Origin of the sequence: Campylobacter sp. 2457A (assembly GCF_020135895.1) — a bacterium.
Taxonomy (GTDB): Bacteria; Campylobacterota; Campylobacteria; order Campylobacterales; family Campylobacteraceae; genus Campylobacter_D; species Campylobacter_D taeniopygiae.
In genome coordinates this window covers 17,930-35,887 of record NZ_JACHTO010000001.1, presented here as the reverse complement: position 1 = coordinate 35,887, position 17,958 = coordinate 17,930, and the positions used below count along the sequence as shown (strand labels likewise).

Genomic DNA, 17,958 nt, shown 5'->3' with positions numbered 1-17,958 from the left:
TAAACATCTTTATGGATTAAGCTTGAAGATCTAGAGTTTTTCCTCCAAGTTCGTCAATGCGATCAGTAACTTTTTTAATTGCTGCATCCATTGTATCTTGGCTGATTTGAGGAAGCTTTCCACCCCACATTTTTTCTGCTTGCTCAAATCCTTTTTTTATCCCATCAAGCCCCTCTTTAAGTTTATCGACATCGTTTCCAGCTCCATTGATTACAAAATCAGCGATACGATTTGCCGTATTATTAACACCAAAAAATCCATCTTCGCTTACAAGCTGTTTTAATTCATCGGTATTCATTGAAAGTGGATTTTTACCACTATAACCTAAAGATGTAAAATCAATACTAGAAAGAATAGATTTTGCGGTATCTAAATTTCCTCCATTTAAAAGACCTTCAATTCCAGCTTGAGCATTGCTTGTGCCAAAAACTGTATTCATAGTTTGTTGTTGGAATTGAACCATATAGAGTTGAGTAATACCTTTTCCTCCAAGTGAGCTTAGTTTTTCAAGAGCATCTTTATTGATATCCTTGCTTGAACTAGCACTTTGAAGGTTTGCATCTTTGGTATTTTTTTTAGCATCTTCATCTACCTTCTTATTGCTAACTTGGGTTTGAGTCATGCTAGCGATATTTGAATAAGTATTCACTTGCATTTTTGCTCCTTAATAGTGAGGTTATATTTTATATCGACTTTTTTAATAAAAATTTTATATTATTTAAAAATTATTTTAAATAATAAGATATTTGATCTTTTTCAAGTATTCTAATAAGATTACTCGTTCCTTCTACTCCTGTTGGAAAACCCGCTGTTAATATATAACATTTATTTTCATTGATAAAATCTTTTTCTATGCCTAATTTAACTGTGTTTTTTAATAATTCTGTTAAATGATCGCTTTTATTAACTAAAATAGCTGGATTAACCCCCCATACTATACTTAATAAATTAAGAGTTTTTTCTGAATGAGCTACGGCTATGATATCCATGCTAGGCCTATATCTAGAAATTTTCATTGCTGATTTTCCGCTACTTGTGAGAGAAAAAATCGCATCAGCATTCAAATCTTTAGATAAATTTGCACTTGAACGCATAATTTTATCTGTATTGTCTAAATTTTCAAAATCATTAAATTTATTATAAGGATAGTTTTTTTCTGTTTCTATGATTGTCTGACACATGATATCAACAGCATTAGCAGGATCTATACCTACAGCACTTTCTTCGCTAAGCATTACAGCATCGCTACCATCTAATACTGCATTTGCTACATCTGAAATTTCAGCTCTTGTAGCGGTTTTGCTTTTTGCCAAAGAAAAAAGCATTTGAGTGGCTGTAATGACAGGTTTAGAGGCATTATTAGCTTTGCGGATAATCTCTTTTTGAATGTTTGGAACCTTATAATAAGGCACTTCAATACCTAAATCGCCACGTGCTACCATAATACCATCGCTAGAATCAATAATTTCATCTATATTTTCAACTGCATCAAATTTTTCTATTTTAGCAAAAAGGGCTATTTTGGCGTTATGTTTTATTAAAATTTCTCGCACTTCATTGATATCGTGAGCATTTTGAACGAAAGAAATGGCAAGAAAATCAACCCCATTTTCTATCCCCCAAATCAAATCATTTTTATCCTTTTGAGTGATAACATCAATGTTAATTTTAGTATTTGGAAAATTAATCCCTTTATTCGAATTTAAAAAACCATCATTTTCAATAAGAGTTTGAATTTTGCCAGAATCAATACTGACTACTTTAGCACGAATAGAACCATCATATAAATAAATATAATCATCAATTTTAAGCATATTTAGAATTTCACTTTGATTGATGCTAAGTTTATAATGATTTTCCTTGATTTTTTCTCCTATAATTTTTTCATGATAAAAATCAAGCCTATCTCCTTTTTTTAGATCAAAGGGGGTTTTCAATTCCCCTGTTCTAATTTTTGGACCGCTAATATCTTGTAAAATTCCTATTCTAGTATTGAGTTCCTTAGCAACTTTACGTATGGTTTCAAGATTGTTTTTATGATACTCATGAGTTCCATGAGAGAAATTTAAACGAAAGACATTGACACCATTAATAATCATTTGACGTAAAACATCTTCACTTTCACTTGCGGGTCCAACGGTTGCTACAATTTTTGTTTTTTTAAGCATGATAATCCTTATTTTAAGTTTTTAATATTTACAATAATTCCGAATTAAATTTATCTTCATCAAATTTAGCTCCTAAATATTGACATATCAATTTCGCATCCCTTTGTGCATTGCCTAAACAGCTCGTTGCACCTGGACTAGGAGTCATATTAAAAATAATTCCAGGAATTTCAGCAATACTTGCTTCCCCTAGCATTAATTCCCCTCTTTTTTTATCAATCACTTGAGGACGAACTCCTCCAAAACCTCTTGCATAATATATATCACTAGCTTTTAGACTCGGAACTATTTTTCTAGCATCTTTTACAAAGATATTTTTATTGATAAAAGGTAATTCAAAAAGATAATTATAGAGTATGTAATTTCTAATAGTTGAATCTTTAAACATATTTAAAGTGACTTTAAAAACAGTTTTGTCAAATTTTAAAGCTTCAAAGAATTCAGGTACAGATTTTAATCCATGATAGCGTTCCAATTTCGGGATAACGAGTGCGGTTGGCCCAAAACGTGTATTCATATCGGCAAGTAAATCAGGATCTCCATGTAGTGCTGCAAAAGGTAATTTTGGATTTTGAACCATATAAACTTTACCATTGAGTAATTTTTGTTTTGTGAGATAAAAACTACCTGCAACAGGCCAACAAGATTTATCCAAACCCAAATTCATTTTATGTGCCAAATATAAAGAATGTGCACCAGCATTTACGACGACAGCTTTGGCATAATATTCTTGATAAGTATTTGTTCTTAAAAGAAAATATCCATCTTTTTTTTCTATATGGATAATTTCTTCATTAAAAGCTACAAAAGTATTTTTGTTTTGCAATTGCCCTTGCTCGATAAGACTGATACTCATTTTCCCAAAATCAACAGTTGTGAAAATTTCTCCAGCTTCTACGCCCATAGCACAAATATTTTCAGATCTATCATTTATCCCATCTTTTCCAAGAGCTACCTTAGGTTCAATGGATTTGATTTTTTCTTTATCAAAAAATTTGATATAAGGATACAGTTCTTTAAATTCTTCGTAGCGTCTTTTCATGTAATCACATTCTATATCATCAACAGCTAAGGCCATTTTTTGATGAGAGAACATAAAACGATTTTGGGCGTTTTGTAAAATTCCATATTTTACTATCATATCTGCTGTTGTTTTGACTTTTTTAGCTTTTTCTAGGGTGTAATTTGTTTCAATGTCGCCACAGTGTATGGTTTGAGAGTTACTTGTTCCTTTTGAATTTAAAGTTGAAGGAGAATGATATTTTTCTATTAAAGCGATATTTTTGATATCTGTATATCGTGCGATTTCATAAAATAATGCAGATCCAGAAATTCCAGCTCCTATGATTAATATATCAAATTCTTTTTTAGGCATTATTTTTCCTTTTTTATAAATCATAGAATTTTATTTATAAAAGTTTAATTGAATTTGTTTTACAAATGGTTAAAATATATCAAAATAATATTTTTAATGAGAATTTTTGTAACATTTTATATTAATAAATTAGGATTTTCTTGTATAATTTTTTTCATACCTCTAAAAACAAGAAGTTTATCATAAATAGCATTATCAAAATAATTTGCTAAAAATTGTCCATCTCCACCAGTAAAATAAAGTTTTTTATTTTGCGCTGTATCTTTAATAAGTAAATAAATACTTTTAAAAACTCCATAGCTTAAAGCATCTTTTGTTTTCTGTGGGAATGCATCAAAACTTACTTGGGTATTAAATTCACATTTTAATCTAGGTGAAATGTGGGCATATATTTTTCTAAAATTTGTAATCCCTGGCAAGATAAAACCTCCAAGATGTATAGAATTGGCGATAATATCAATTGTAATGGCACTTCCAGCATCTACAATCACTCCATCATCTATGGTATAACAAGCAGCAATACGATCAATTCCTAGACCTTGATAAATAGTATCAAAAACAAAAAATGGTTCCAAATCGATAAAATTTTTTTGCGATTTTAAATAATTTTTTAAATTTTCATTGACATTAATATAAAAAATTTTTTGTTCACTTTTAAATTCTAAAAATTGTTCAATACTTAGTGTAAAATATTTATGATCTTCTAAAAAATTAGCATTAGAATTACCAATGTCACAAAACAACATGAATATCAAATCCCTTTTCACTAAGATACTGCTTTGCTTTGGAGCAAAGAACGCTTTTGGTAAAAAAAAACTTTTTATTTAAATTAAAATTGCTTGATAAATTATCTAAAAATAAGGCATTTTTTAAGACAAAACGAGATTTACCAGTATAGATAAAAAGTACAACTTCTTTATTTAAGGCACATAAATAAGTTTTTTTTGTACTCAATTTTTTTAGATCAAAAGTTTTAAGATCTAAATTTAAAATATCCATTGCTTCTTTTAAAATACTCATTGCAAATCTAAAATTTTATCTCCATAATAAAATTTACCATCGCCCATAAAAGACATTTTTTCAACAGGTTCTGAGAATTTAAATATTTGTATATTTTCAAGATTTAAATCTGATTTTATTAAATACCCTGTTTTTTCAAAAGCATATAAATGATCATGATACAAATTCACTTTTGTAAAGATAGCAAAATCGAATTTCTTTTGTTCTAGTATTTTTAAATTATAATCAGTTTTAACAATATTTCCATTCTTTTCAAATATAAAAATTGCATTATCACTCACTGCGATATCTTTTATATCGAAGTCTTGATAAATAGTTCTTCTAGGGTCAATTATCATTACTCTTTTTGCCGTGGCTGCTATAATTTGATTATTTTGTATGCTTAGATGAATAATATTATTAAAAAAGTTTTCCGCAGAAACAACAATATCTTTGACAATTTTCAAAGTATCTTTTGATAAAACCATGATTTTTCCATCCAAAGTAGGATAAATAATAACATTATCTAAGAATATCGGATTTGCAACGCGATTATCTTGAGCAGGTGCTGGAGTAAGGGTTTGAATAAATTTAATACCTAAGGAACGATTTGCAAAAACAATGCTATTATTGGCTAACACAAGTGCTAAATCATCTCCATTTAAGGCAATTCCTACAACAGTAGCGTCAAATTTATAAGAATAAGTTTCTTCATGGGCACTATTATAAATTTTTAAATTTCCATTATCATCAGCCTCGATAAATTCTCCATCTTGATAGGCTAAGAGAATATAGTTTTTATCAAGTTTAAAATCATGAGTCGCTTGAGTATTTTTTAAAATGATTTGATTATTGCTAAGTTTAGCAGAAAATAAATTCCAATCAACGATAGTGGCCTTTAAGCTACCATTATGATTTAATTCCCCATCTGTATAAGCCGGCTCAAAATATTGTCTTTTCGTACCACAAGCACAAATAAAAATTAAGGCAAATAAGGTTATAAAAAAATGTTTCATTGTGAAATACCTTGATAATGTTTGAGATTTTTAGCAATTTGTTTAAGGCCTGAATTTTCATTAATTTGAGAAAGCAATACATTTGCTTGTTCGATTTTATTTTCCTCTAAGAGTTTGCAAGCTTCTAAAAGTTTATCATAATCTTTTAAAAATATCGATTTTTCTCCTAAAAATGCAAAAATGATATTTTGTAACAAAGGATTTATGTCAGAATCAGAGCTTATAGCTTTGAGTTGATTTTTTAAATTTGTATTGTTATTATCATTTTGGATTTCATTGATAAGAAATATAGCGTAAAGATTAACGTTTTTTTGTTTTAATTGATTTAAAAGGTTTGTATCGTTTGGATATTTTAACAATTGAGTATAAATTCTATTGCTTTCTTTCTTATTGTACTCTTCAACTTTAGAAATTCCAAAACTAATAGCAAACCAAAGAACAGCGATAATTGCAATTAAAAATATATATTTTTTATATTTTTTTATAAATCTTTCACTTTTTATAAAATTCTCTATCATTTTCTCTTCAGCATTAAGATCTGTTTTAATAGATTTTAAATTATCTTTTAAGCTCAAATTTTGATCCTTAATTTTTATTTTATGATTTCAGTTAGCATTATTGTAACATAAATTTATAAATTCTAAAATATTGTAAAATAATTAAAGCTTTTTTATGTTATAATTTTTATTATCATTTAAATTTTTAATCAAGGTTACAAAATGCAAATAAATGAAGAATTGCTTACCAAACTTGAAAAATTAAGCGCTTTAAAAATTGCAGAAGATAAAAGGAGCAAATTGGTGCAAGAACTTGAGGAAATTGTTAATTTTGTTGAAAAGCTTAATGAGTTGGATTTAAGTTCTTCAGAGATCACAGTAAGCACCATTAAAGGTGGCACTCCTTTAAGATTGGATCAAATAGAAAATAAAGATATCATTAAAGATGTTTTAGATCATTCTCCAAAAAAAGATGAGAATTTTTTTGTTGTGCCTAAGATTATAGAATGATTAACTTATTATTTAATACTTGCTTGTAGAATAATTTAAAGATATAGTGAAAGTGGATGAGTATGAATTTTTATTGGTTTGATGCTTTTATTTTAGGTTTTACTTTACTTTTGGGTCTTAAAGGTATTATCAATGGTTTGATTAAAGAAGTATTTGGAATCTTGGGGATTATTGGAGGTGTGTTTGTCGCTTCAAAATATTCTTCATCAGCTTCTACTTTTATAGAAAATACTTTTTATAAAATTGAGAATCAAAGTTTGGCTAATTTTGCAGGTTTTTTAGCGATTTTAATTATTTTTTGGATAGTTTGTCTTTTACTTGGAAATTTTCTTTCAAAATTAGTTAAACTGAGTGGTTTGGGTTTCTTAGATCGTATAGGCGGATTTATTTTTGGCTGTGCAAAAATATTTTTTATTTTTGCTATTTTTGTTTTTTGCATAGCAAGAATCGATTTTTTAAATAGCAAATTAAATTCTTTTGCCAAAGACAGTTATACTTTAGAATTACTCAAAGATACAGGTTCTTTTATCATGAATCAACCTTTAGCTGAAGATAGTCTTGATAAAATAAAAAATACAACCAACAATCTCAACAGCTTTCAAGAGGAACAATAAATGTTGATTGAAAATGTAGAATATGATGTATTATTGGAAAGATTTAAAAAAATTTTAAGACAAGGTGGTCTTAAATACACAAAACAAAGAGAAATATTATTAAAAACATTATATCATAGCGATACACATCATACACCAGAGAGCTTATATATGGAAATAAAGCAAGTTGAACCGGATTTAAATGTCGGTATTGCTACTGTTTATAGAACTTTAAATTTACTCGAAGAAGCTGAAATGGTTACTTCTATCTCTTTTGGTTCAGCTGGAAAAAAATACGAATTAGCCAATAAACCACATCATGATCACATGATTTGTAAAAATTGTGGTAAAATTATTGAATTCGAAAATTCTATTATAGAAAGACAACAAGCTTTAATTGCTAAGGAATATAATTTTAAACTAACGGGACATTTAATGCAACTTTATGGAATTTGCGATGATTGTAATCAAAAAATTAAGGTAAAAATCTAATGTTTGATAATATTTTAGAACAGCAAAGAATAGAAAAATCAAATGAATTTAGAAAAGCTGGTATAAATCCTTATCCGCATTTTCTAAAAAAAGAAATGTCTTTATCGGATTTTAAAACCAAATTTTCTTATGTACTTCAAAGCGAAACTAAGCGAGATGAAAATAGTTTTGGAATTGTTGCAGGACGTTTAAAGCTTTTAAGAATAGCTGGAAAATCTATTTTTGCAAATATAGAAGATGAAAATACTAATTTACAAATTTATTTCAGCAAAGATAGCATCGGCGAAGAACAATTTAATTTACTTAAAAAAAATCTTGAGGTGGGAGATATTGTTTTAGTAAAAGGTTTTCCTTTTGTAACTAAAACAGGTGAATTTAGTCTTCACGCAAGTGAGGTAAAACTTGCTACCAAATCCATTGTTCCGCTACCTGAAAAATATCATGGGCTTACAGATATAGAACAACGATATCGCAAACGTTATGTGGATTTGATTATGAATTCAGATGTTAGAAAAGATTTTTTAATTCGTTCTAAAGTAGTAAGCCTAATCCGTCATTTTTTTGAAAGCAAAGGTTTTTTAGAAGTTGAAACACCTATGATGCATCCAATTGCAGGTGGTGCTAATGCTAAGCCTTTTATAACATTTCATAACTCATTAGGTGTTGAAAGATTTTTAAGAATCGCACCAGAACTTTATTTAAAAAGACTTATAGTCGGAGGTTTTGAAGCGGTTTTTGAAATCAATCGTTGTTTTAGAAATGAAGGTATGGATCTAACACACAATCCAGAATTTACAACGATAGAATTTTATTGGGCTTATCATAATTATAAAGATTTGATGGATCTCACAGAAGAGCTTTTTTCTTTACTTTTGGATCAATTAAATTTAGAAAAAGTTATAGAATTTGATGGTCATAAAATCGATTTTTCAAAACCTTTTGAAAGAATTTCATACAAGGAAGCCCTCAAAAAATATGGTGGTTTAAGTGATGAAGTTATAGAAAATAAAGATAAAATTTTAACTCGATTAAAATCTGATGGTTTTGAAGCTAATGAAAAATTAGATTTAGGACATTTGCAAGCAGAATTATTTGATAATTATGTAGAAAGTAAATTGATTAATCCTACTTTTATTACAGATTTTCCAGTTTCTATTAGCCCACTCTCTCGTCGTAGCGATGAAGATCCTAATATAGCTGAAAGATTTGAGTTATTTATTTGTGGAAGAGAATTGGCTAACGGTTTTAATGAGTTAAATGATCCTTTAGATCAATATGAAAGATTTTTAAAACAAATAGAAGCAAAAAATGCAGGTAATGAAGAAGCATGTGAAATGGATGAAGATTTTGTTAATGCTTTGGGCTATGGTATGCCACCTACGGCAGGACAGGGAATAGGAATTGATAGATTGGTTATGTTGCTAACTAATAAAAAATCTATCCGAGATGTTATTTTATTTCCGGCCATGAGGCCATTAAAATCAGAATTAAAGGAGGGTAAAGAATGAGTTTAGAGTGTTTTGATCAAGAAATTTTTAATTTGGTAAATCAAGAATTAAAGCGTCAATGCGAAGGCCTTGAGATGATAGCAAGTGAAAATTTCACTTTACCTGAGGTTATGGAGGTTATGGGAAGCGTATTGACAAATAAATATGCTGAAGGATATCCAAATAAAAGATATTATGGCGGCTGTGAAGTTGTTGATGAAATAGAAAATTTGGCTATTGAGAGATGTAAAAAACTTTTTAAATGCAATTTTGCTAATGTTCAACCTAATTCAGGCTCTCAAGCCAATCAAGGCGTTTATGCGGCTCTTTTAAATCCAGGCGATAAAATTTTAGGTATGGATTTAAGCCATGGTGGCCACTTAACTCATGGTGCTAAAGTAAGTTCTTCTGGAAAAATTTATGAAAGCTTTTTTTATGGTGTAGAGCTTGATGGAAGAATTAATTATGAAAAAGTCAGAGAAATAGCTCATATAGTTAAGCCAAAATTGATAGTATGTGGTGCGAGTGCTTATGCTAGATTTATCGATTTTGCTAAATTTAGAGAAATTGCAGATGAAGTTGGTGCTTATCTTTTTGCAGATGTAGCGCATATTGCCGGACTTGTTGTTGCTGGAGAACATCCTGATCCTTTTCCTCATGCTCACGTTGTAAGTTCTACAACTCATAAAACTTTAAGAGGTCCAAGAGGTGGCATCATAATGAGTAATGATGAAGAGATCGCTAAAAAAATTAATTCGGCAATTTTCCCAGGAATTCAAGGCGGCCCTTTAATGCATGTGATTGCTGCTAAGGCTGTGGGCTTTAAATTTAATCTTAGCGAAGAATGGAAAATTTATGCAAAACAAGTAAGAAATAATGCCCAAGTTTTAGCTAAAGTATTGATGGATAGAAAATATAAGCTTGTAAGCGATGGTACAGATAACCATCTTGTTTTAATGAGCTTTTTAGATCGTGAATTTAGCGGAAAAGATGCAGATATAGCTTTGGGAAATTCAGGTATAACTGCAAATAAAAATACAGTTCCAGGTGAGACTAGAAGTCCATTTATAACTAGTGGATTGAGACTAGGAACACCAGCGCTTACTGCTAGAGGTTTTAAAGAGAAAGAAATGGAAATTGTTGCAAATTATATAGCGGATATTTTAGATGATATTAATAATATTAATTTGCAAAAAGACATTAGATTAAAACTTGAAGAACTTGCGAAAAATTTTATAATTTATACAAAGGCTATGTTTTGATTTCACCTATGGATATGTCATTAATTAAGATAATCGGTAGTCATTATTATGTCATGAGAAATAGAATTGTCAATAAAATCACCCATCGTGGGCGTTTGTTTTTTGACAAATTTGAAAAAATTGACTCTCCTTTAAATTTAAGTATTATGAGAGAGCATGCGGCTAAAAAAATTATCGTTGCTCATGATTTGATTACTAAAGATAATAAAGTTGAAAATATTGTTTTTGACTATAATGGCTTTAATGCTGAAAGATTTTATCATCGTGCTCAACTTATTTTGCGCGAAGAAGGTTTTATAAATTTTACTGCTTATAGAACAAAAACTCCAGGACATTTACATTTGTATATTCACAAAGGTCATACTTCGTTAAACGAAGGTTATTCTTTAGCATCTAAACTTTCAATGATGTTTGCAAGTAAAATGCCTGTAGAATGGAAAGTTTTTCCAAGTATGGACGTTCCAAGGGAATTTAATATTTTAGTTTTACCTTATGAGGTTTATCAAAAAGAACGCGGTAGTTCTTGGTCTAAACATATGTGAGAAAGGAAAAATATGGAAAATAATAAAAATGATTTTGATGATATCATTTTAGAAAAAAGCAATAAAAGCGAAAAGATAAAAAAAATTCTTTTAAGAGTGATTGCTTTAATTATTTTATTTTTAATCATTATGATTGTTATGAAGCTGATTAACAGTGGTGGTGATGATAATAAAAATCAAACAGTTTTACCTAGCGAACCTACAAGCACTGCTCAAGATAGTAATACAGATAATTCTTTTGAAAATATGCCTATTACTACAGATAATTCTGCAGAAGATCAATTTGAAGCTTTAAGAAAACAAATTCAAGGTGATCAAAACGATAGTAGCTTAGAAACTAGCACCTTAGATCAAAATCTTGATAATGCAAATTTTGCCTTACCTGATCAAGATAATGTTCAACAAGAGTCAAATTCTAATACTTCGGATGAGAAAAAGCAAACTGTTACAAATTTACAAGCTCCTAAAGTTGAAGAAAAGCCAAAAGAACAACCAAAAGAGCAGGTTAAAAAACCTACTACAGCAAAAGATACCACAACTAAAAAACAAGAACACGCTGTAAAACAAAATCAGCAACAAAACGCTAATGATTTATTTAAAAATGTTGATGCAAAACCTGTTAATCCGGATGGTTTGCCTTCTGGAATTTATGTACAAATTTTTTCTGTAAATAATTTGGATCAAAAATCTAGAGAATTAGCAGCTGTTAGAAAAAAAGGTTATGAATATAAGCTTTATAAAACAACAGTTGCAGGTAAAGAAATAACTAAGGTTTTAATTGGACCATTTAGCAAAGCAAATATTTCACAAGAGCTTGCTAAAATTAGAAAAGAAGTAGCTAAAGACGCATTTTCTTTCACTTTAAAATGAAATTCTTAGCCGTTGTAGGCAATCCCATTATGCATTCTAAATCACCTAGAATGCATAATAACGCGATTAAACTTCTTGGATTAAAAGGAATTTATACTCGTTATTGTTTAAAGAATGATTTATTTTTAAAAGAAGAATTATTAAAAATAGGTTTTGATGCTGTAAATATTACCGCTCCTTTTAAGGAAAAAGCTTATGAAATTGCTGATTTTAAAGATGAAGTTTCAACTCATGTAGGTTCTGCTAATACCCTTTGTTTTAAAAACAATCAAATCTATGCTTACAATACAGATGGAATAGGTTTTTTACAAGCCATTAAAGAATTTAAAAACATCAAAAAAGCTTTGATTTTAGGGGCAGGTGGAACGGCTCTTGTATTAGCTTATGTTTTAAAGCAAAAAGGCGTGGATGTTTATATCACTAATCGTAGTGCTAAAAGACTTCAATATTTCAATACTTATAAAAATAGTCTTTATGAAGATTTAAAAGACTTTGATTTTGATTTGATTATTAATTCCACTTCGGCTGGTTTGGTAAATGATGACTTACCTTGTTCTGAAGAAATTTTACACAAGCTTTTACCCAATGCTAAATTTGCTTTTGAAGTCATTTACAATAAAGAAACTCCTTTTTATAAGCTTTGTAAAAAATACAATTTGAAAGTAAAAAATGGACTTGAAATGCTTTTGTGGCAAGGAGTGTTTGCTTTTGAATTATTTTTTAATCTTAAAAATCAAAGAGAAAAAATAAAAAAGGCGATGATACAAGCTTTAAATTTGGATTAATTTTTGAAAAATTCTATAAGAATTTTTCAAAAAATTTATTCAAAAATAATAACTCCATCTTGATTTTTATTTGTATTATTGTTTATATCATTTTCTTTTTTTACATTAGAGTTATCATTTGGGATATTTTTAAAAGTATGGTTAGATTGTTGTGAAGGGTTTTCTTCAAAGGAGGAATTATTATCAAAGCTATTAAATTTTTCAGGATTATTTGAAGATTGTGCTATATCTATAGCTTTTGGAAGATTGTTATAGAGTGTATTTAGGGTATTTTTATAAAAAGCTATAAAACTTCTATCAATTTCAAATGCAGGACGCTCTAAACCTTTATTAAGTTGAGTTGGAACTGTGGATATAGTGGTTTTAAACATATTAATTCCATCATCATTTTTTATAGGATAAGTAAGAGCGATCAAGGAATTTAATTTAGTATTGCTTGTTAAATCGGTTGAATTTTGGGGATTGTGAGCGTCAATAAAGTTTATTTTTCCTTGGAATTGAATTCCTAGATTGGATTTAACATAATCCCCGCTTACAAAACTATCTGATTTTTGCGGATTTTGTTCTTCTATATAAATGCTGATTAAACTTTTAAGGGTGTAATCAGGATTTGAATTGACTATTTTATAACCTTTAAGTTTTGCTACAGTAGCCATTTGTTCTTCTAAATTTTCTTTTAAAAGTTCAATCTCTTTTTCTATGCGAATTTTAAGTACAGAATTTTCAAAATAATCAGAATAATTATTATTTTGTTCTATGTTAATGGGCTCAAGAGCAATGGTAATTCCAGAATCTATAGATTCCGTTTTAATAGGAGTTTGAGGTTTAAAATTAGGCATCGAAACATTTACAAAGGTGCTACTGGTATTGCTACAAGCACTTAAAAATAAAAAAATAAAAATAAAAAAATATTTTTTCATGATTTATCCTTGTCAATGATTAAAATTATATAATTATAGCAAGTTAAAGTTTTTTTGCTATATTTTAGAAAACAAAAATTTAGGAAAATATATGGAATTTTGGAGACATATTTATTCAAATTTTGATGTTGTTGCGTTCAGTGTTTTTGGACTCAAAGTGCATTGGTATGGAATTATGTATGTACTAGCTTTGATTTTAGCTTTAGCTTTAGCTAAGTTTTTTTCCAAAAAGATGAATATGGGCATTAGTAATAAATGCTTGGATAGTTATTTTGTTTGGGTAGAAATTGGAGTGATTTTGGGTGCAAGGCTTGGATATATTTTAATCTATGATAGCCATACAATGTATTATATTACTCATCCTTGGCAAATTTTTAATCCTTATGTTAATAATGAATTTGTAGGAATTCGTGGTATGAGTTATCATGGAGCTATTATTGGTTTTTTAATAGCAACTTTTTTATTTTGTAAAAAATACAAAGAAAATCCTTGGAAATTTTTAGATTTAGTAGCTTTAAGTGTGCCTTTAGCTTATGTGTTTGGACGTATTGGAAATTTCTTAAATCAAGAACTTTTTGGCCGTATAACTGATGTGCCTTGGGGAATTTATGTCAATGGAGTTTTAAGACATCCATCTCAGCTATATGAGGCTTTTTTGGAAGGCATTGTTGTTTTTATTGTTGTTTATATAGCAAGATTAAAACAAACTTTTTGCGGAGAATTAATCATTGTTTATGCTTGTATGTATTCTTTAGCACGTTTTATTTGTGAATTTTTTAGAGAGCCTGATTTTGGAATAGGTTTTGTACTTTGGGGAATGAGTATGGGACAAATTTTAAGTTTGATCATGCTTATTGTTGCATTGTTATTTTATGTTTGGATAAAATTTAAAAAAGTAAATATTTAATTTATATTAAAGATTATTGTAATATAATCAAAAGTTTTTTTATTTTTTTGTAAAGGAGTATAGATGAGTGGGCTTATCGAAGGTTATTTGGGTAAGAGCATTGAAGGCAAAAAAAGCAAAATGCCTGCAAAATTAGACTTTATCCAAAGTGCTTCAGGTCTTTTTTTAGGTCTTTTTATGTGGGCGCATATGTTTTTCGTGTCTACAATTTTAGTAAGCGGGGATTTTTTTAATTCTGTTGTTCATTTCTTAGAATTAAAATTTGTTTATAATAATCCTATCATGAGTTATATTACCTCTTTTTTAGCAACTTGTGTTTTAGTGATATTTTTTGTCCATGCTTTATTGGCTATGAGAAAATTTCCTATTAATTATCGCCAATATCAAATTTTAAGAGTGCACGCTAAAACAATGAAACATAGCGATACTTCGCTTTGGTGGGTTCAGGCATTGACTGGATTTTTAATGTTTTTTTTGGGTTCTGCTCATCTTATTTTTGTCATTACAAATGCGGATAAAATCAGCGATGCTATGTCAGGAGATAGAGTAATAAGTCATTTTATGTGGCTTTTTTATGCTGTACTTTTAGTATGCGTAGAGCTTCATGGAAGTATAGGTCTTTATAGGCTTTGCGTTAAATGGGGTTGGTTTGAAGGAAAAAATGCAAAAGAAAGCAGAAAAAAACTTAAAGTAGCTAAATGGGTTATAAGTATATTTTTCTTAGTTTTAGGTATTTTAAGTCTTTTAGCTTTTGTAAAAATTGGTTTAGCAAATTATCAAATTTAACCATTGCAATGATATAAACTTACTAATGGAGCAAATTTATGAATATACAATATAGTGATGCTTTGGTAATAGGCGGAGGTTTAGCAGGTCTTAGGGCTGCAATTGAAGTTGCAAAAAGTGGTCAAAGTGTGACACTTTTGAGTATTTGTCCGGTAAAACGTTCTCACTCTGCAGCCGTTCAAGGAGGAATGCAAGCAAGTCTTGCAAATGGTGCTAAGGGTGAAGGAGATAATGAAGATCTTCATTTTGCAGATACAGTTAAAGGAAGTGATTGGGGTTGTGATCAGGAAGTAGCAAGAATGTTTGCACAAACCGCTCCAAAAGCTGTTAGGGAACTTGCAGCTTGGGGTGTGCCTTGGACTAGAGTAACAAAAGGACCAAGAACTGTAGTTATTAATGCACAAAAAACAGTTATTGAAGAAAAAGAAGAAGCTCATGGCCTTATTAATGCACGTGATTTTGGTGGAACCAAAAAATGGAGAACTTGTTATATAGCTGATGCAACTGGGCATTGTATGCTTTATGGTGTAGCAAATGAGGCTATTAAACATCAAGTTAAGATTATTGATAGAATGGAAGCGGTAAGAATTATCCATGATGGTAAAAAATGTTTAGGTGTGATTGCAAGAGATTTAACTAATGGACAATTGATCGCTTATATCGCGCGTGGAACTATGATAGCAACAGGCGGTTATGGAAGAATTTATAAACAAACTACTAATGCTGTTATTTGTGAAGGCACAGGTGCGGCTATAGCTCTTGAAACAGGACTTTGCAGACTTTCAAATATGGAAGCAGTACAATTTCATCCAACTCCTATAGTTCCAAGTGGAATTTTACTTACTGAAGGTTGTCGTGGAGATGGTGGAATTTTACGTGATGTAGATGGTTATCGTTTCATGCCTGATTATGAGCCAGAGAAAAAAGAACTTGCAAGTCGTGACGTTGTTAGTCGTAGAATGATGGAGCACATTAGAAAAGGAAAAGGTGTTAAAAGTCCTTATGGGGATCATTTATGGCTTGATATTTCTATACTGGGTCGTGCTCATGTTGAAAAAAATCTCCGCGATGTGCAAGATATTTGTAAAACTTTTAATGGAATTGATCCGGCTGATGAGGGTCCAAAAGGTTGGGCGCCAGTTTTACCTATGCAGCATTATTCTATGGGCGGAATTAGAACTAAGCCAACCGGTGAAAGTCAATGGTTAGATGGTCTTTTTGCTTGCGGTGAAGCGGCTTGTTGGGATATGCATGGATTTAATCGTTTGGGTGGAAATTCTTGCGCCGAAACTGTAGTTGCCGGAATGATTGTAGGGGATTATTTTGCACAATATTGTAAAAATAACGGAGAAGTTGTGGATACAAATGTTGTTAAAGAATTCTTAAGTAAAGAATATCAATATCTTAAATCTTTAGTAGATAAAGAAGGCAAACATGATGTTTTTGAAATCAAAAACAGAATGAAAGAGATTATGTGGGATAAAGTAGCTATTTTTAGAACTGGAGAGGGGCTTAAAGAAGCTGTTGATGAATTGGAAAAACTTTATAAAGATTCTTTAGATGTTAAAGTACATTGTAAAGAGCTTGATTGTGCTAATCCAGAACTTGAAGAAGCGTATAGAGTTCCTAGAATGTTAAAAATTGCACTTTGTGTTGCTTATGGAGCGCTTTTAAGAACAGAAAGTCGTGGAGCACATTATAGGGAAGATTATCCAAAAAGAGATGATTTAAATTGGATGAAAAGAACAAATACTTATTGGGTTGAAGGTGAAACCTTGCCACGTGTAGAATATGAAGATCTTGATATTATGAAAATGGAAATGCCACCGGCATTCCGTGGATATGGAGCAAAAGGTAATATTATCGAAAATCCTTTAAGTGAAAAACGCCAAGCTGAAGTGGATGCAATCCGTGAAAAAATGGAAGCAGAAGGCAAGAGTCGTTATGAAATTCAAGATGCTTTAATGCCTTATGAACTTCAAGCAAAATTTAAAAAACCAAATCAAAGAATAGGAGTGGATTATGAGTAGAAAATTAACTATAAAAGCATTTAAGTATAATCCTTTAAGCAAAATTTCAAAACCACATTTTGTAACTTATGAGCTTGAAGAAACTCCTTTTATGACTGTTTTTGTATGTTTGACTTTGATTCGTGAAAAGATGGATGCTGATCTTAGTTTTGATTTTGTTTGTCGTGCGGGAATTTGCGGATCTTGTGCTATGATGATCAATGGTGTGCCAAAACTTGCTTGTAAGACTTTGACAAAAGATTATGAAGATGGTGTTATTGAACTTATGCCTATGCCAGCGTTTAGACATATTAAAGATTTGAGCGTGAATACTGGAGAATGGTTTGAAGGTATGTGTAAACGTGTTGAAAGCTGGGTTCATAATGAAAAGGAAACTGATATTTCAGCACTAGAAGAACGAATAGAACCTGAAGTTGCGGATGAAACTTTTGAACTTGATCGTTGTATAGAATGTGGAATTTGTGTTGCTTCATGTGCAACTAAGCTTATGAGACCTGATTTTATAGGAGCTACGGGACTTTTAAGAACAGCAAGATATTTACAAGATCCGCATGATCATAGAAGTATAGAAGATTTTTATGAATTAGTCGGTGATGATGATGGTGTTTTTGGATGTATGTCTTTACTTGCTTGTGAAGATAATTGTCCTAAAGATCTACCTTTGCAAAGCAAAATTGCTTATATGAGAAGACAACTTGTTGCACAAAAAAATAAATAGA

20 protein-coding genes are annotated in these 17,958 nt (G+C 30.0%); 12 read left to right on the top strand and 8 right to left on the bottom strand.

Annotation, left to right across the window (positions count from 1 at the left end):
• Positions 1 to 16: 16 nt before the first annotated feature.
• The 7 genes from H2280_RS00205 to H2280_RS00175 all read right to left on the bottom strand — a co-directional run bounded on the left by H2280_RS00205 (position 17) and on the right by H2280_RS00175 (position 6,133).
• Positions 17 to 655 (bottom strand): hypothetical protein, encoded by a 639-nt coding sequence (locus H2280_RS00205; RefSeq protein ID WP_137623232.1) that lies wholly within the window; start codon positions 653 to 655, stop codon positions 17 to 19.
• Positions 656 to 725: 70 nt separating this feature from the next.
• Positions 726 to 2,168, bottom strand: coding sequence for a pyruvate kinase (pyk, locus tag H2280_RS00200; protein ID WP_337215326.1), 1,443 nt, complete (start codon positions 2,166 to 2,168; stop codon positions 726 to 728).
• Between the two features lie 28 nt (positions 2,169 to 2,196).
• Complete coding sequence (locus H2280_RS00195; protein ID WP_337215325.1) at positions 2,197 to 3,543, bottom strand: FAD-dependent oxidoreductase; 1,347 nt, start codon at positions 3,541 to 3,543, stop codon at positions 2,197 to 2,199.
• 116 nt (positions 3,544 to 3,659) lie between these two features.
• Positions 3,660 to 4,289 (bottom strand): type III pantothenate kinase, encoded by a 630-nt coding sequence (locus H2280_RS00190; protein WP_137623229.1) that lies wholly within the window; start codon positions 4,287 to 4,289, stop codon positions 3,660 to 3,662.
• Positions 4,276 to 4,563: a tram-like protein gene (locus H2280_RS00185; protein WP_137623228.1), complete on the bottom strand. Its 288-nt coding sequence runs from the start codon at positions 4,561 to 4,563 to the stop codon at positions 4,276 to 4,278. The genes H2280_RS00190 and H2280_RS00185 overlap by 14 nt, the downstream gene beginning before the upstream one ends.
• On the bottom strand, positions 4,560 to 5,558 hold the full coding sequence (locus H2280_RS00180) for a hypothetical protein (RefSeq protein WP_337215324.1): 999 nt from the start codon (positions 5,556 to 5,558) through the stop codon (positions 4,560 to 4,562). Before H2280_RS00180 ends, H2280_RS00185 begins: the two co-directional genes overlap by 4 nt.
• A complete protein-coding gene (locus tag H2280_RS00175) occupies positions 5,555 to 6,133 on the bottom strand; it encodes a hypothetical protein (RefSeq protein ID WP_337215323.1) in 579 nt (192 codons plus the stop codon). Before H2280_RS00175 ends, H2280_RS00180 begins: the two co-directional genes overlap by 4 nt.
• A 144-nt stretch (positions 6,134 to 6,277) precedes the next feature.
• Between H2280_RS00175 and gatC the strand changes: the two genes are divergently transcribed.
• The 8 genes from gatC (at position 6,278) to H2280_RS00135 (ending at position 12,596) form a co-directional block, all read left to right on the top strand.
• Complete coding sequence (gene gatC / locus H2280_RS00170; RefSeq protein WP_337215322.1) at positions 6,278 to 6,565, top strand: Asp-tRNA(Asn)/Glu-tRNA(Gln) amidotransferase subunit GatC; 288 nt, start codon at positions 6,278 to 6,280, stop codon at positions 6,563 to 6,565.
• Positions 6,566 to 6,627: 62 nt separating this feature from the next.
• The gene (locus H2280_RS00165) at positions 6,628 to 7,179 is read left to right on the top strand and encodes a CvpA family protein (RefSeq protein WP_337215321.1); all 552 of its coding nucleotides are present in this window, start codon (positions 6,628 to 6,630) and stop codon (positions 7,177 to 7,179) included.
• A complete protein-coding gene (locus H2280_RS00160) occupies positions 7,180 to 7,650 on the top strand; it encodes a Fur family transcriptional regulator (protein WP_137623223.1) in 471 nt (156 codons plus the stop codon). It begins immediately after the preceding gene.
• A complete protein-coding gene (gene lysS, locus H2280_RS00155; RefSeq protein WP_337215320.1) occupies positions 7,650 to 9,158 on the top strand; it encodes a lysine--tRNA ligase in 1,509 nt (502 codons plus the stop codon). Before H2280_RS00160 ends, lysS begins: the two co-directional genes overlap by 1 nt.
• Complete coding sequence (locus tag H2280_RS00150) at positions 9,155 to 10,399, top strand: serine hydroxymethyltransferase (RefSeq protein ID WP_137623221.1); 1,245 nt, start codon at positions 9,155 to 9,157, stop codon at positions 10,397 to 10,399. Before lysS ends, H2280_RS00150 begins: the two co-directional genes overlap by 4 nt.
• Complete coding sequence (locus H2280_RS00145; RefSeq protein WP_137623220.1) at positions 10,396 to 10,941, top strand: DUF1882 domain-containing protein; 546 nt, start codon at positions 10,396 to 10,398, stop codon at positions 10,939 to 10,941. The genes H2280_RS00150 and H2280_RS00145 overlap by 4 nt, the downstream gene beginning before the upstream one ends.
• A gap of 12 nt (positions 10,942 to 10,953) precedes the next feature.
• A complete protein-coding gene (locus H2280_RS00140) occupies positions 10,954 to 11,811 on the top strand; it encodes an SPOR domain-containing protein (RefSeq protein ID WP_337215319.1) in 858 nt (285 codons plus the stop codon).
• Positions 11,808 to 12,596 carry a shikimate dehydrogenase gene (locus tag H2280_RS00135; protein WP_137623218.1) on the top strand — a complete coding sequence of 263 codons (789 nt, stop codon included), beginning with the start codon at positions 11,808 to 11,810 and terminating at the stop codon, positions 12,594 to 12,596. The genes H2280_RS00140 and H2280_RS00135 overlap by 4 nt, the downstream gene beginning before the upstream one ends.
• A 35-nt stretch (positions 12,597 to 12,631) precedes the next feature.
• Here the strand turns inward: H2280_RS00135 and H2280_RS00130 are convergent, their stop codons facing one another.
• Positions 12,632 to 13,516 carry a hypothetical protein gene (locus H2280_RS00130; RefSeq protein WP_337215318.1) on the bottom strand — a complete coding sequence of 295 codons (885 nt, stop codon included), beginning with the start codon at positions 13,514 to 13,516 and terminating at the stop codon, positions 12,632 to 12,634.
• A 91-nt stretch (positions 13,517 to 13,607) separates the two neighbouring features.
• Between H2280_RS00130 and lgt the strand changes: the two genes are divergently transcribed.
• From lgt to H2280_RS00110, 4 genes are all read left to right on the top strand, one after another.
• Positions 13,608 to 14,423 (top strand): prolipoprotein diacylglyceryl transferase, encoded by an 816-nt coding sequence (gene lgt / locus H2280_RS00125; RefSeq protein ID WP_137623216.1) that lies wholly within the window; start codon positions 13,608 to 13,610, stop codon positions 14,421 to 14,423.
• A gap of 63 nt (positions 14,424 to 14,486) precedes the next feature.
• Complete coding sequence (locus H2280_RS00120) at positions 14,487 to 15,209, top strand: fumarate reductase cytochrome b subunit (protein WP_337215317.1); 723 nt, start codon at positions 14,487 to 14,489, stop codon at positions 15,207 to 15,209.
• Between the two features lie 38 nt (positions 15,210 to 15,247).
• Positions 15,248 to 17,239 (top strand): fumarate reductase flavoprotein subunit, encoded by a 1,992-nt coding sequence (locus H2280_RS00115; RefSeq protein WP_137623214.1) that lies wholly within the window; start codon positions 15,248 to 15,250, stop codon positions 17,237 to 17,239.
• A complete protein-coding gene (locus H2280_RS00110; protein WP_137623213.1) occupies positions 17,232 to 17,957 on the top strand; it encodes a fumarate reductase iron-sulfur subunit in 726 nt (241 codons plus the stop codon). Before H2280_RS00115 ends, H2280_RS00110 begins: the two co-directional genes overlap by 8 nt.
• The last annotated feature ends 1 nt before the right edge of the window (position 17,958 follow it).